The organism is Undibacterium umbellatum (assembly GCF_014284125.1).
Taxonomy (GTDB): Bacteria; Pseudomonadota; Gammaproteobacteria; order Burkholderiales; family Burkholderiaceae_D; genus Undibacterium; species Undibacterium umbellatum.
The window spans coordinates 1-14970 of sequence record NZ_JACOFX010000029.1 but is presented as its reverse complement, the minus strand read 5'-3'; the positions used below and the strand labels follow the sequence as shown (position 1 = coordinate 14970).

Sequence of the window (14970 nt, the reverse complement as noted above, 5' to 3'; positions counted from 1 at the left end):
AAGAAAAAGGCCAGATGCTGATGAGCATCTGGCCTTCCTTATTTCAATCTACTTATTTCAATCTACTTGCTTAAATCTACTCATTGCCTGGGTTCGCCATTCCTGTTCACTGCAATGGTAGATCCCGGAGGTGAACTCATCTGCACACGGTGTTCCCTGCCACGGTAGTTATACGTCACATCCCAGTATTGCGGTGTCGTATTGGCCGTGGTCTGGCAACGGCGGACATCACGCTCATAGGTATTGCCGCCATTGCGGCCTACATTGGCACCCAGTGCCCCACCGGCGACAGCGCCACCAGCAGTTGCCAGGTCACGCCCGGTGCCGCCACCAACCTGATGGCCCAGTATGCCGCCTATCAGGGCTCCGGCAATCGCGCCGCCGACATTTGGTTCGCTGCGTTCACCCTGGCTGACTTGCTGGCGTTCTATCCAACAACGTTCATTTGGAGGGCCAACTACTGCACGTACTGAAGTTACCTGTGCCTCATAGACACCTTCGTTCGGGCGGCGCCGATACTCATAATTGGGCCTGCTCATCGGCGCTTCCATCTCATTATCGTAACGACGCCTGCTACTGATAGGACGAACGGAAGAAACGCGGTTGTTCATACCCATACCCGAAAGAGTATCGTAACTGCCTTTACTCAAAATCATGCAACGACCACCGAAATTGGCATCATCACAGACTTCCCAGCGACCGCTAGAGATAACCACTGACGAAGCCAAGTCATTAAAACCGCTATTGCGGAAATTGTTTTGCTGCACATTGGTACTAAAGGTACGCCCGCGAAAACCTTCACTCTCATAGAACACGATTTCCGCACTTGCATGAGCTACCAGCAACAGGCTGGACACACCGAGCATGATTTTTACTTGTTGTTTCATTTTTTTCTCCAGGTTTGAAATCTGAACAAAGCCATGGCAGCTAATATGCCACCAATCAGGCTGAGTAAGAGAGCCAGCACGAATCATGTATTCATAGCAAGGCACCGTCATGAGCAGCATCCACGTTTCGACAAATGCAGTCTGTACGCTGACACACATAAAACTTCATGTTGTATGACATTAATTTCTCAAAAAGAACTGTTCATTCCATCTCGCCTTCATACTGATGTCATGTACGTCAGCGCACATTCATTCTAGTCAATACGACGTATAAATGGGGTCTTGTTTTTATGTACATCAGGAGAACCGACATGAAACTCACCCCCCTCAATGCGAAAATGGAACAATGCCTGGCCAACTGCCTGGCTTGCCATCGCATTTGTACAGCGGCAGCTGCCCATGTCATGCATGGCGATAGTCATCACAGTGAAGTCCTGCATCTGGTAAGCCTGCTGGACTGCGCACAGATTTGCCTGGTGCATGCCGATTTCATGGCGCGTCGCTCACCACACCATAGCCACCTGGCAAGGGAATGTGCGGAAATTTGCCTGTCTTGTGCCTCCTTCTGTGAAGCTCACAGCGATGCAGACGGCATGATGACGGAATGCGCAAAAGCCTGCCGGACATGCGCGGACAGTTGCACCGGGATGTGATACCCCGCTTTCTGCAGACCATGGCACTTACCCATCTGTTTGCAAAAAATTCAAATTGTTTGTCATAGCGCAAAATGCGGCAGCGCACGCCTACCAAAATCACAATACATCACGAGCAACACAATAAACCAACATCTCAAGGAAACCATGAATAACAACACAAAAGCCTATCTGATAGGCGCTGGCATAGGCTCGCTGGCGGCTGCCGCTTTTATGATACGTGACGGAAAAATCAAGGGCGACAACATCAGCATACTTGAGGCAAACTCCCTCATTGGTGGCAGCCTGGATGGCGCGGGTAATCCAGAAAAAGGCTATTCATTGCGCGGTGGACGGATGCTCACCACCGACAATTATGAATGCACCTGGGATTTATACAAATCCATCCCTTCCCTGCACAACCCAGGAAAATCGGTATTTGAAGAGACGATAGATTTCAATGAACTTCACAAGTCCAATTCCAAAGCCAGGCTGGTTGATAAACGTCGAGCCAAAGTGCCGGTATCGTCCATGGGTTTCTCCATGCAAGACCGTATGGAACTGCTGAAACTGAGTCAGGCAGATGAAGCAGAAATGGGCAATAGTACGATTACCGACTGGCTCTCACCTGCTTTCTTTGAGACCGAGTTCTGGTATATGTGGGCCACCACGTTTGCTTTCCAGCCATGGCATAGTGCGGTCGAATTCAAACGCTACCTGCACAGATTCATGATGGAATTCTCGCGCATAGAAACCCTGGCAGGCGTCAAGCGCACCATCTACAATCAGTATGATTCACTGGTATTGCCTCTGCAAACCTGGCTGAAACAAAATGGCGTGCACTTCATCATGGATTGTCAGGTACAAAGACTGACACACACTGAGCGCGATGGGCAGTTCATGGTCACTAACCTGCATTGCCTGCGTGGTGGTGCAGAGGAAGTGATCACCATCAACGACGGCGACCTGGTCTTCTTGCAAAATGCGTCCATGACCGATGCATCCAGTTTGGGATCAATGAGCAGCGCCCCAGAAAAACGCAACAAGCTGGACACTGGCGGCTGGAAATTGTGGGAACAGCTTGCTGCCGACAGGCCAGATATTATGGGTAAGCCCGAGGCTTTCAATAGCTGCATTGCACAGTCATACTGGGCTTCATTCACTGTCACGCTAAAAGACCCACGGTTCTTTAATCTGATGCAGAAATTCAGTGGCAATGAAGCCGGCACCGGCGGCCTGGTTACCTTCAAGGACTCCAACTGGTTGATGTCCATCGTGCTGGCACATCAGCCACACTTTATCAATCAGCCAGCCGATGTCCAGGTATTCTGGGGTTATGCGCTCTTCCCTGACCGTATCGGTAATTATGTTGCCAAGCCCATGAGTGAATGCAGTGGTACCGAAATCCTCGAAGAATTGCTGGGTCATTTGCGCTTCGATACAGAAGTATTTGAAAATGCCAATTGCATACCCTGCCGGATGCCCTACATCACCAGCATGTTCATGCCACGCTCAGCTGGGGACCGCCCTTTGCCCATACCACCAGGCACAAAAAACTTTGCCTTCATCAGTCAATTTGTTGAAGTAGCGGATGATGTCGTCTTCACGGTTGAGTACTCAGTCCGCGCAGCCCAAATGGCCGTCTACCAGTTATTGGGCATCGACAGGCAAGTACCGCCAATAACCGCCCACGACAAGATCCTGGGTACGAAAATAGACGCTCTGATCAAAGCGTTTAAATAAATTCGAGCTTGCAATGCAGCCCTCCACACGAAGTGCTGGCTGCATTGCGAATGATTTTTATGCTTTGAGTCGGTGTAGAAAAAATAGAGTTACAACATAGCCAAAAAGAAGTATTTGCAAAAGAACACTTTCTCTATTTAGCACTTTTGATCCTACTTAAGCAAGCCCCAAACATTTTGGCCTATGCTTCATCTGTTGCTATCGAATACAGGTGAAAAACTCGTTCCCTGTTTTATGTAATCAGGGAAGCTGGCATCCTGAATTCTCAAAACTCTCTTTATAAATCGAAGTAAGTGCGACCAAGTCGATGTGGGTTGCAGTGCAAACGCAGGTACGGAACTGCGCAAAATGGAACAACCGACCCCATGTCAGCAAACCAAATTAACGATAACTTGCACTTCATATTTGTGATTTTCAGATCAAGAGGGAGATTGCTCTGAAAACCGAATTGATGATCAATAAGATATCAAAATCCACATTCATCAATAACACACGGTCGGTCTGACTGCCGTGAACTTATTGAAATGAGCCGATACATTTTTTTAAGTAATGCTGATTGCTCAGACCTGTCAACGCCCACGGTGTCTGTCATTGCGCTGATCATGGCGAACTTGCTATTGCGGTCAACTGTACACTAGGCTATAAATCTGAAAGGAGCTAGAAATAACGCATGAAAGAAATATCCGTGAGATCTTGAAAATGGGTATCAGAAACCATTGATACTTTAAGAGGAGAGAATGACCATGGTTCAGGCTGAACGTCTTCAAATAGACGAATCCTCTTTGCGCGAACTGGTAGAAACCTTGCGCTTTCGCGCTGAGAGTCTGGAATCGCTGGATAAGCTGGTGTCTTCGCTCAAACAGGAGGCCGAACACCATCATCGCCTGGCGGACTCTTTAAAGCACGGTTTGGAGCTGGTACAGCAAATCGTTGAAGAGCGCGAGGCCTTCTTCAGTCTGTCACTGGACATGCTGTGCATTGCCACTACCAGCGGATATTTTCATAAGGTCAACCGTGCGTTCGAACGTACCCTTGGATATACACAAGAAGAATTATTATCACGCAGTTTTCTTGAACTAGTACACCCGGAAGATCTTGAAAAAACACAACATGAAGTAGAAAAGCTGCGTTTGGGTATAGACACCATCAGTTTTGATAATCGCTACCAGCATAAAAATGGTGACTATCGCTGGTTGAACTGGACTACCCCTGCACCGATACCTGGTTCTCATTTTTTGTATGCTGTTGCGCGTGATGTTACCGAACAGCGCCAACGCGATGAACGTACACTGTATCTCGCTTCTCACGATGACTTGACCGGGCTGGCAAATCGCTGGCGTTTTAACGAAGAACTGAAAGCCAGTTTCGCCAGATTAAAACGTCATTCGAATAGACAGTTCGCAGTACTGGTACTTGATCTCGATCAGTTCAAACCTGTCAACGATAACTATGGTCATCAGGCAGGTGATATGGTCTTGCGTACTACAGGCGAACGTCTCAATGCAATCAAAAGAGAAACCGACGTCTTATGTCGTCTGGGCGGTGATGAATTTGCCCTGCTGGCTCCAGAAACCGATGCCCGCGAAGCCAGCATGATTGCAGAGCGTATGCGCAAGGAAATCATACGCCCCATCAGCATAGGCGACAGAGACGTGATTGTTGACGTCAGTATCGGCATCGCCTTGGCAGAAGAAAGTATCAGCGATGCAGACAGCCTTATCAAACTGGCAGATGAAGCCATGTATGACATCAAACGCAGTAAGGTAAGTGATGGGCAGCTGACGCCATAGAAAATTTCTAAACAGACAGCTAGTTTTTTTATGTTTCGCATACGTCTATCGCTGCATTTTTTACGAAATTTTTAGCTCTACACTGATACGCTTGCTCTTTCAAAAAATGGCAGTCTTGGTCAGCAAAATGATGTTGCCCAAGCCAGACGTACTCCTGAATGAGCAAGCAACCATGAAACTCCAACATATCATTTACCACTTGTCTGCGATGGTGATTGCGTACGGCATCGTACTCGTGCTGCCTATGCTATTTGATTATGTTTTTGATACTTGCACAGAAATCGCTGTTATTGTCTGGCTTAATATAGGCCTGCTGGTCATGCGAGTGCGAAAGATCCCTTTCCCTTCCCCCGACATGCACCATGTCGATGTCAAAGGAGGCTTGAAGGTACTATGGTGGGCCATCTTTTGGCCTAATTACATGCGTTAGACCCTGTGTGTTATCTCACGCGTAAAAGCTGTCAGATGCGGCCTGCCGCAACCACAGCAGAAGAAAATTTTTGCTGCGTTTTGATAAAAGATCATGGCAATCAGGTGGACGCTGGCGCGATGCTCCAGGATGCAAAGTTATCCAATACAGATGCGATATCCAGTGATTCACTGAGTCGCTTTCTGAATGGCAAATCACAGACAAAGCCGGCGACATCAGCAAGCATTTGCAAATGTTCAGACACTCTTTCACTTGGAAAAAGCAGGACAAATAGTTCTGTCACTGGCAATCCGTCAGGGCTGTCGAAATCAATGGGGGTGGCGAGGCTAACATAGGCCATCATGGGACGATGCAGCTCACTGATTTGCGCATGGGGAAATGCCACACCTTGGCCAAGCGCCGTCGATCCCAATTTTTCACGCGCGCAAAGACCTGCCAAAATCTTCCCGCGATCTAGTTGATGCTGCGTTTCCATTAGCGCAGCAATATGCATCAGCGCCTGCGTCTTGTCTTCCACGCACAAGTTCAGCAGGATGTTTTCAGGATAGAGATATCTGGAAAAAGAATTCATGTGCAAAAAAACGACGACTAACAGGCAGGGCATATTAACTAATCCCCCCTCAACTTCATAACTCGCCCATCTCGACTTGCATGCTGCTCGTGATTCTTTTATGGGGTCGAATTAAAGAAACGATACTCTATTTCACATAAAAATTTCGTAAAAATATGCAGACGCTTTTGTAAAACTTCCACTTTTCTCAAGCTTCCCCTGAGATGTTCAAGCTGGTGATTTCATACTAAAAAAGAGATAAATAATTACTTACTGTTAACGACTATCACCACGAAATTGACAGTTTTTTTACGCAAGACCCGATAGCATTGATCCTATTGATATGTGCTTCCCCTCCCAGTTATTCTTTGATAAAGGTGATACAAATGAGCCTATTTGGAACCATGGTTGCAACCAGAAGCCATGAAGAATTTGCAGTCAGCCCTGTTCTGACTGAAGACAACAGAGATGTGGCCGACATGGAAGCATCCATGCTAGCGGCGAAGAAAAAAGCGTCACCTCAACGTGGCCCCCTGGCCACACTCGTATCCAAGACACTGGTACGCTTTCATATCATCAATTAAAGAATCTGGGAATACTCCGTCTGCTGGATATTCTTGGAGGATGCAGCCAACAAAAATATTTTTCGAGTGCAGACATGACCAGACTGGCAGATCTGGTCAGCTTAACGTCAAACAAAATGGCACATTTACATTTTAATTTTAAGTCTATCAGTTCAGATAACCATGCGTTTACAGATAAGAAGGAAAAGACTGAATCTCTGCCGACATTGGTCCAGTTTATCTTTCTGTCAGTGTGGCTACTTAGCATTGCAGCAGTCAGCCTGCTGTACTTTACACCCCATGTGATCAACAGGTACTGGAACTCATTACCCCTTGCACAGGCAGCGAAACCGCTATTGCCAGCCCCGGAAGCGGCCTTGCCTGGCATGGAGGCGACACGGTCTGGTGCAGCGGAGAAAGTGTCGCCGCAAGAATTGTCTGTCTCAACTGGCGAGAAAACACGGCAGCGAAAATTGCTTAGTACCTGGTTGTCCCGGCGCTATCGCATTGCTGGCGATGCTGGCATCGCTCTGGCCGATAGTCAATACGATAATAGCGCTTTTTCTGTCTGGGTCGACTACTGCTTTGACCAGGCCTGGCTAAAAAATGTCTGGTATAAAAAATCGAGATACATACCTACTGGAGACAGAAGCTACTGCCGAAAGTGCTTATATAATGAATGCACTCAGAGATGTACCTTGAAAACTCTAATGCGCGTCGCATTTCAACTCTTATTGTGGAATCCATTGCAAAGGCTTTCCACTGGCATCAGCCACAGTCATCATTTCTTTAAAGACGCGCGCTTGTATACTATCTGGAAGGCGCACCATGTCCACGGCGCGAACGAGATGGTCGCTATTCATAAAGCTCCAGGTAAAGAACTTCATGGTCGCAATAGCTTTTTCCGGATTTGCGGCAATTTTCTGGAGAATGACAAACGTGCCCATCGTGATAGGCCAACTGTTGGCTCCTGGCCTATCAGTCAGCATTTCCTCAAAGCTACCTTGCGTTTTCCAGCCGCTATTGATCATGCTGGACGCAAATGCATCGGCTGAGGGAGCGACAAATTTTCCGTCGCGATTTTTGAGAAGCACATAGTCCAGATTATCCTGGAGCACGTAGTTATAGTCGATGTAGCTGATAGCATAAGGTGTTTTTTTTATCGCTGCAGATATGCCACTGCTGCCTTTGGCCTGGATAAGTTCAGGGTGCCACTTGATCGTAAAATTTTTCCCATACGCACTCTGCCAATCTGTTTTTTGTTTTGACAGGTAATCTGTAAAATTGTAGGTGGTTCCAGAGCCGTCCTGGCGGACAATCACTTCAATTGCTTTCTTGGGCAGCTTGAGGTCAGGATTCAGAGTTGCAATCGCAGGATCATTCCATTGACTTATTTTGCGAGCAAAAATGTCCGTGAGAATATCGCCAGTGAGTTTTAGTTTACCTGTGGCTATGCCAGGGATGTTAACCACAGCTACAACTCCAGAAATCGCAGAGGGGAATTGAATGAGTCCATCATGTTTTAAGTCCACCAGACTTAGCGCAACATTGCTGGCACCAAAATCGACCGCCTTTGTCTTGATTTGTTTTATTCCCGTAGATGAACCGACTGCTTGATAGACGACGCTTGTTTCAGTTTTCTTGTTGTAGGCCTCAGCCCATTTCGTGTATAAAGGTGCCGCTGCGGAAGATCCTGCACCACTTATCGTCGCCGCAATGGCGGGATAGAGATTACAGAATAGGAACAGGAAAAGAGAAAATATTCTGGTTATGTGCATTTTTTTATTGGCAGCAAGCTCAGACATTAATTTTTTCGCGATGTGCTGTTTTTCGGCATATTCCACTGAATACTCCCGGTGTACAGAACGAAATGAGACCTCTGGCAAAAGCAACAATAAAGTCATTTTTACCTCGTTGCGCGCGATACACCAGCGACATGAGTTTAATTGCATAGAAAAATTTCAAAAAAATTCTTTCTATAGCTTGTCGAATTAATTCGCATTCACCGCCCTAAGTGTGGACTTGGCAATTTGCCTGACCTGCGTAGACAAATTTTTTGTCTGCATGATGCGGCGACTCCCCCCATTTTTCAGGTGTGTTGTTTCAACTTCGGAAATCTTAAATACAGCGACCGCTTGTGACAACTTGACTGCCTGATCATGCATACTTTGTGCAGCGGCAGCAGCTTGCTCGACCAGGGCAGCATTCTGTTGCGTAATGTCATCCATTTGTCCAAGTGCTTCATTCACATGTTCGATTCCTGAGCGCTGCTCCGCACTGGCAGTAGTAATTTCTTGCATCGTGTCAGTCACAGACTGAATGGAATTGACAATTTGCCCCATCGTTGCTCCGGCCAACTGTACTTGCTGGCTACCGACACTGACTTGCTCAACAGAAGCTGTGATCAGTGCTTTAATTTCCTTAGCCGCACCAGCGGAGCGCTGGGCAAGATTACGTACTTCGCTTGCTACGACGGCAAAGCCCCTGCCTTGTTCCCCAGCTCTGGCGGCCTCTACGGCCGCATTCAAGGCCAGGATGTTGGTCTGGAATGCGATACCGTCAATGACACCGATGATATCGCTGATTTTTTTGGATGATTGCTGAATCGCCCCCATCGTCTCAATCACCCTTCCGACAGCAACTCCACCGTCCTGTGCAATGGCAGAAGCGGAAAGAGCATTGGCGTTAGCATGCTCAGCGCCAGCAGCGTTTTGTTTGACAGCATCCGTCAATTCTTCCATTGAGGCCGAGGTTTCCTCCAACGAGCTTGCCTGCTGCTCGGTGCGGGAAGATAAATCCGCATTGCCGTGCGCAATTTCTTTGGATGCCGTTGCGATTGTTTCCGTGCCTGAACGTATGTCAGCAACCAGTCTGGCCAGGCCGGAGCTCATTCCTTCAAATGCATTCAGCAGTTGTGCTATCTCATCTTTGCCATGGGACGAAATCTGCGTGCTAAGGTCGCCTGCGGCAACACGTTGAACTGCCTCGCTCAACTCTCTTACTTCACCAGAAAATGAAACATAGAATCCCATGAGCAGATATGCGGCGATCATCAAGATAATTGAAATCACGGCAATCAGCATATTGCGATGCAGTACATCTTTTTGAAGGCGATCTTCCAATGTGGCATCCAGCAAAGTCCCTGCGACGCTTGCATAAACATACCAACCATCTGCGCTCGCCATACCCGCCTTCAGAAATTCAGTTCCCGAGGTTTGGTTCAGGGCACTCAATACCTCATTTTTTGTCCGCTCCAAAAATTCAAGATTACTGGTGATAACCGTTTGTTGCGTATCCATTTTCGCTTTGAACCCGGGATTGGCACGATACATGGCTTCAAGCAGTGCCGGGATACGGCCTATGTCTCGCTTGGCCAGCATGACGTCTGAACTAATCAACAAGTCCTCGTTGGGCTCCAGCAAACCGGTATCGATATACGAAGCACCACGACCCGAGATATCTGAAATACCATCAGCCAATTCTGGCAAGGTTTTGGCAAACATATTGATCAGATAATAGGTATCTACTTCTGGATCCAGAGTCAGGTGCGAACGGTCAGCAATCTGCGTATTCAATTTGTACAGTAGTGCAATCAATGCTGAATGGTCTGCATAGCTCTCTTTGTTTTTTGAAGCCGGAAGCTTTTGTACGATGCCCTCCCAAGTACGCTTAATGTCTGCGAGTGAAGCCTCCAGCCCCATTTGTGTTTGTTCTTTTTGCAGCTTAATGAACAACTCCAATTTGGATGTAATTTCCTGCTGTTTTCTTTGCGCTTCTTCTTTTGCCGCTGCATTGCCTGCCAGGGCCAGATGTCGCAGTGCCCGGTGTTGCTGAGCTATTTTCAACATCTCTTGCGCTGCCAACAATTGCCGCACTCCCTGCCGTTCGCTTTGACTGAAAGAGATCGATTTGTTTAGCTCATGGATCAGCAAGCCGGTAACCAGTAAGGCCGGAACAGAAAACAGCACTGCAACGATCACAAATTTTGGAAATAGACGGAGGCGCTGCATGAGCGCAATGGCTGGACGAAGGAATATGGACATGATCACCCAATAAAACATGCCTCGCTTCAGGATTGAAACGAATTATTGCATTGCAGCAATAATGCGCCTGCTTTATGTCCTTCTCATGACCATCACGTTACAAATGGTTACATTTTTTGATGTGATTTCAACGTTCTGTCAACCAGCATAGCTGGCACAGCAATTAAATAAGAAAGTTTCCACAAGAAAACTGCGGTGCAATGCTTAAGTGGTAACAAGAATGAGTAATATCAGCTGGAGAGTGGTACGCCAGAAAAAAGCCTTTTACTCAAACCGATTGCTCTGCTTCAAGCGTGGCTTCTACGTCGTTCGGGATCTGTCAAGACACGCTGCGTTATTTGACGTGGCACTCCCTGGCCCAACAAGTATTCAATGGCGCAGGCAGTACCTACCGTCTGCTGCAAAGAGATACCGCGGTCAACCGTATTCTGGGTAATAAAATCCTCTCTGTTACGGGTGCCTGTAGAGGGGAATTCTTTCGTTTCCTGCATTAATTCAAAAAGGCTAATTGACATCATGATCTCCTGGGCCTATCGACAGAACGAAGCAACAAACTCACTTTACAATCTCATTTTGCAGGAAAGAGCTTATACCTAATAAGGCGCTTATTCCATGTCATTAAAGCACTTGTGAGCATTTTTTAAGCTATAAAAAATAGACAGGTGATACACTTCTTCTATGTGGAAGCAGAAGATGGTAGTAAAAATTGCTTCAACAAGAGTTCAGGCACACAATTTGCTGGAACTGGCCGGGAAATGAAGTATCCTTGAATTTCATCGCAGGCAAGGCGCCGAAGTGCATTCACTTGTTCTTGTGTCTCTACGCCTTCTGCGACCACTGTCATATCCAGTGCGTGCGCCATGGACACAATCGCTTTGAAGAATATGTCGCCTTCTTTCGATTTCGTCAGTTCATTTGTGAAAACCCGGTCTATTTTCAACACATCCATATCAAGTCGCTGAAGTTGTGAGAGGGATGAATAACCTGTCCCAAAGTCATCAACCAACAATTTAACACCCAGTTCGCGTATCTCGCAAAGGTCTGCGATGATTGCATTGTCTTCACCCATCATTGCTGATTCTGTAATTTCGACTTCTAGCAGAGAAGCGTCGACACCCCAATTTTTGATGCAATCAGACAGTTTTTTGGGGAGTGCACCTGCACTAAATTGTTTTGCTGACACATTGATCGAGATAGGAACGATCGGTAATAGCTCTTTTTCCCAAGCTGCAATTTGCGAGCATGCCTTTGCCATGACCATGTCTCCAAGTCGCAAGATCATGCCATTGGATTCTGCAATTGGAATAAACTCAATTGGAGGGACCAGGCCAAAGTCAGGGCGCATCCACCTTATCAAAGCCTCCATACTGGTCATCTTGCCAGTCTCAGCATTCACACGCGGCTGGTAATACAGCACGAATTGATCCTCTTCTATGGCGAGCTCCAGCGCACGCTCCATATCAACACGTTCTTTTAATTTCTGATATAGCTCGGGTTTAAAGAAATTGTAATGCCCCTTGCCCGTTGCTTTGACCGCATACATGGCGATATCCGCATTCTTCAGCAAAGTTTCCGTCGCGTCACCATCAAGTGGGTACATACTGATGCCGATGGATGCGCCAATCTGATGCTTCTGTCCTTCCCACCAAAATGGCTGACCGAAAGCGTCACCAATACGTTCGGCAACACGGGCAGGCATGCTCTCCTTTTCTACAGGTTCCAGCACGACCAGAAATTCATCTCCCCCCAAGCGGACGACATTGTCAGATGGTCTCAATACCGACTGCAAACGTGAGGCAACCGACTTAAGTAACTGGTCGCCAGCTGTGTGTCCTTGGGAATCGTTCACGTTCTTAAAGCCATCGAGATCAATAAAAAGCAGTGCCAACATTTGCTCTGTCGTTTTCGCCTTTTTGAGTGCTTTTGGCAAATACTCCATTAACCAGTGGCGATTATACAAACCGGTCAACACGTCTTTCGTGGCCAGACGGCGGAGTTCGCGCTCGGCCTCTTTTTTTTCGCTGATGTCCTGTATCGTCACGGCCAAACCAGACCCTGAACGTGTAAGTCGGCGGCGCGCCCATGCCATATTCAAAGGGCTCAAATCTGGCAATTCGTATTCGTCTTCATAAAAGCCGGTTTCCATCGCACGGGTATAAATTTGCATCAACATATTGAAATAAATTTCGCCTTGCAAGGACGACATGTTCATTCCTATAAGTTCTTCTCGATTGAGGCCAAAAAACAATGCGCCTCGAGCATTACAGTCGACCACTTGGAAATCGATGATCTTGCCGCGCGCATCCCTTAGCGCATTCATCATGTAAAACCCTTCGTCTGTAGCTTCTGTTGCAAGACGGTAGGTGTCACGCACTTGCTTGCTCTGATGTTTTTTCCACGCAAGAATAGTTGTCGTCACACCCGTTTTCTTTGCTTGTATCCATATGGGCTCATAAGTATCGAATAGTTCCTGCTCATTCAATCCCACGACGGCAATTAAGGAAAAGGCGTCCAGACTGTGCCAACCCAATATTCTTGATTGCTGGTCAACAAAGCTAGACGGCCCCGGAAAATCAGCCACACCGACTACCGTTTTGAATTGCACGTCCTGGCTAAATACCTGGCTGCCGCCAAACGGGATTGAATCACCTATCCTGGTTGCGCCGACTGTGCCATCACTTGTCAGGATCGCGACTAATCCGCCCTTACCAAGGCTTTGTCTGTCATAGAAAGAAGAAAAGTAGGATGGCTCTACCGAGATGACGACAATGCCGTCGAAGGCATCGTCTGCGTCTTCCAGTCTGCGCGTAAATTGAACAACAAGTTTGCCAGAACTGTTGACAACGGCTGGAAGGCCAATCTGCATCGCACTGGAGTTATTGTTTTGATGATAGAAAAACTGCCCTCTTAATGTCGTATCCTGCCATTTTTCTATTGGCACAGTTGAGGTCACCGGCTTTCCTTTGGCATCCAGGATGGCGACCAGTTCAAACTGGGGCGCAATAAACAGCCCCTGGGATCTTTGTTGTTCCAGTTTTAAAGAACGCCTGGAATGTTCCCAGTCGTACTTTACATGCATGCTCACTTGATCTATTTGCTCAATAGTACGGTTGAGGTATTGTGCATAGGCGCGCGATAGCGATGCAGCATCTTTCAAGGCATTTGCCCGTACCAGTTTTTTGTCTTGCTCTATGCTTGCATAGTACGAACTCCAGACAATCAGGCTGAGAACAAGACAAATGAGTGACCATATAAAAACAAACGCAAAGCTATACCTTAAAAAGGCATGCTCGTGCGCCCACTTCCGCATAGAAGTGATAAAAAATGATGTAGTCACAATATTAGACAGACATTCTAAGTAGTGTCGAAAAAGTGATCGTATTGCAATCGAATTACTGTATTTCAGATTATCAAAAACACCAAAATCTCAAACAAATTATTCAACTGCGAACAACGTAAAGATCCTGCGTCATTTAATTGAAATTACTTGCAGGTAGTGTTGAATGTACAGTGAATTGTTCGCCCCATCTAATAATGGAGGGCAAATGTATGCCTTACTTCCCGAAGACAGAATCAGCGACCTTGCATGTGGCGCTCTGTCGCCATAAGTCATTTTCCCCTCATAAGGGTATACAACAAATATTCCTCTGGTTGGAACAATTTTTTTAAATGAATTATTAAAAACCGCTGTATTTATTGCTAATCAACAACGAGTCCAAGTAGTCATTGATCTGTCATACCTAGCTGCTATGCTAGAACAAATCTCCTCGATGTGGATTCGGTTCAAGCAGCTTGCGAGCCACTTTTTTTATCTCAAAGACCAGGTTTTGGCTTAGTCATTTGCGATATAGTAATTGCACATTATTATTACATTATTCAAGTCACGCGCATCTTCTCTGGCAAGCAAGATATCCCTGACTTCGATGATCTGACTTCTGCTTGGAATAATCTCAATCGGGCTATGGCACACCCAATCCACCAAGATACTGGTGATTTTCTTGTGGCCCAAGTTAGCGACCTCCTTACGATTAGAAATCGTAGCACTGAAAACCTTCAGGATTCAGTTTTTCTGCCCATTTGTTGGCTGCACGCAGATTCTCTACCGGCACACCAAAACGCTCTTGACTAGGTAGCATAGCTAACACTCATAAATAGACAAGTTAAAAGTCAATGCACCCGTTGAATATTAACTATATATACATAAAATCACTAGTGTCCCAACGTTTTCACATCAGGGGTTCGTAAGTCAATGATTTGTTTGCACAAATTGATGTTTTTATCTGGTCTCGATTTGAACGTCGAGGTGCAGAATTGGAGCTTTTTGCGAATATC

General features: G+C 46.7%; 10 protein-coding genes. 5 read left to right on the top strand and 5 right to left on the bottom strand.

What is annotated here, in order from left to right:
- Window positions 1-80 precede the first annotated feature (80 nt).
- The gene (locus H8L47_RS30370; RefSeq protein WP_186957028.1) at window positions 81-887 is read right to left on the bottom strand and encodes a beta/gamma crystallin-related protein; all 807 of its coding nucleotides are present in this window, start codon (window positions 885-887) and stop codon (window positions 81-83) included.
- Window positions 888-1198: 311 nt separating this feature from the next.
- On the opposite strand from H8L47_RS30370, the gene H8L47_RS27535 reads away from it, so the two are divergent.
- The 4 genes from H8L47_RS27535 to H8L47_RS27520 all read left to right on the top strand — a co-directional run bounded on the left by H8L47_RS27535 (window position 1199) and on the right by H8L47_RS27520 (window position 5482).
- Complete coding sequence (locus H8L47_RS27535; protein ID WP_186957027.1) at window positions 1199-1540, top strand: four-helix bundle copper-binding protein; 342 nt, start codon at window positions 1199-1201, stop codon at window positions 1538-1540.
- 147 nt (window positions 1541-1687) lie between these two features.
- The gene (locus tag H8L47_RS27530; protein WP_186957026.1) at window positions 1688-3262 is read left to right on the top strand and encodes an oleate hydratase; all 1575 of its coding nucleotides are present in this window, start codon (window positions 1688-1690) and stop codon (window positions 3260-3262) included.
- A 743-nt stretch (window positions 3263-4005) separates the two neighbouring features.
- Window positions 4006-5052 (top strand): sensor domain-containing diguanylate cyclase, encoded by a 1047-nt coding sequence (locus tag H8L47_RS27525; RefSeq protein ID WP_186957025.1) that lies wholly within the window; start codon window positions 4006-4008, stop codon window positions 5050-5052.
- Between the two features lie 172 nt (window positions 5053-5224).
- Window positions 5225-5482 carry a hypothetical protein gene (locus H8L47_RS27520; protein WP_186957024.1) on the top strand — a complete coding sequence of 86 codons (258 nt, stop codon included), beginning with the start codon at window positions 5225-5227 and terminating at the stop codon, window positions 5480-5482.
- A gap of 100 nt (window positions 5483-5582) precedes the next feature.
- Here the strand turns inward: H8L47_RS27520 and H8L47_RS27515 are convergent, their stop codons facing one another.
- Window positions 5583-6053, bottom strand: a complete 471-nt coding sequence (locus H8L47_RS27515; RefSeq protein ID WP_186957023.1) for a PTS sugar transporter subunit IIA — start codon at window positions 6051-6053, stop codon at window positions 5583-5585.
- A 365-nt stretch (window positions 6054-6418) separates the two neighbouring features.
- Here H8L47_RS27515 and H8L47_RS27510 point away from each other — a divergent pair, with 365 nt between their 5' ends.
- On the top strand, window positions 6419-6616 hold the full coding sequence (locus tag H8L47_RS27510) for a hypothetical protein (RefSeq protein ID WP_186957022.1): 198 nt from the start codon (window positions 6419-6421) through the stop codon (window positions 6614-6616).
- 710 nt (window positions 6617-7326) lie between these two features.
- On the opposite strand, the gene pstS is transcribed toward H8L47_RS27510, so the two are convergent.
- The 3 genes from pstS to H8L47_RS27495 all read right to left on the bottom strand — a co-directional run bounded on the left by pstS (window position 7327) and on the right by H8L47_RS27495 (window position 13975).
- Window positions 7327-8499, bottom strand: a complete 1173-nt coding sequence (gene pstS, locus H8L47_RS27505; protein WP_230413937.1) for a phosphate ABC transporter substrate-binding protein PstS — start codon at window positions 8497-8499, stop codon at window positions 7327-7329.
- 87 nt (window positions 8500-8586) lie between these two features.
- Window positions 8587-10638, bottom strand: coding sequence for a methyl-accepting chemotaxis protein (locus tag H8L47_RS30365; RefSeq protein WP_329605502.1), 2052 nt, complete (start codon window positions 10636-10638; stop codon window positions 8587-8589).
- 676 nt (window positions 10639-11314) lie between these two features.
- Window positions 11315-13975 carry a bifunctional diguanylate cyclase/phosphodiesterase gene (locus tag H8L47_RS27495; protein ID WP_329605501.1) on the bottom strand — a complete coding sequence of 887 codons (2661 nt, stop codon included), beginning with the start codon at window positions 13973-13975 and terminating at the stop codon, window positions 11315-11317.
- Window positions 13976-14970: the final 995 nt, after the last annotated feature.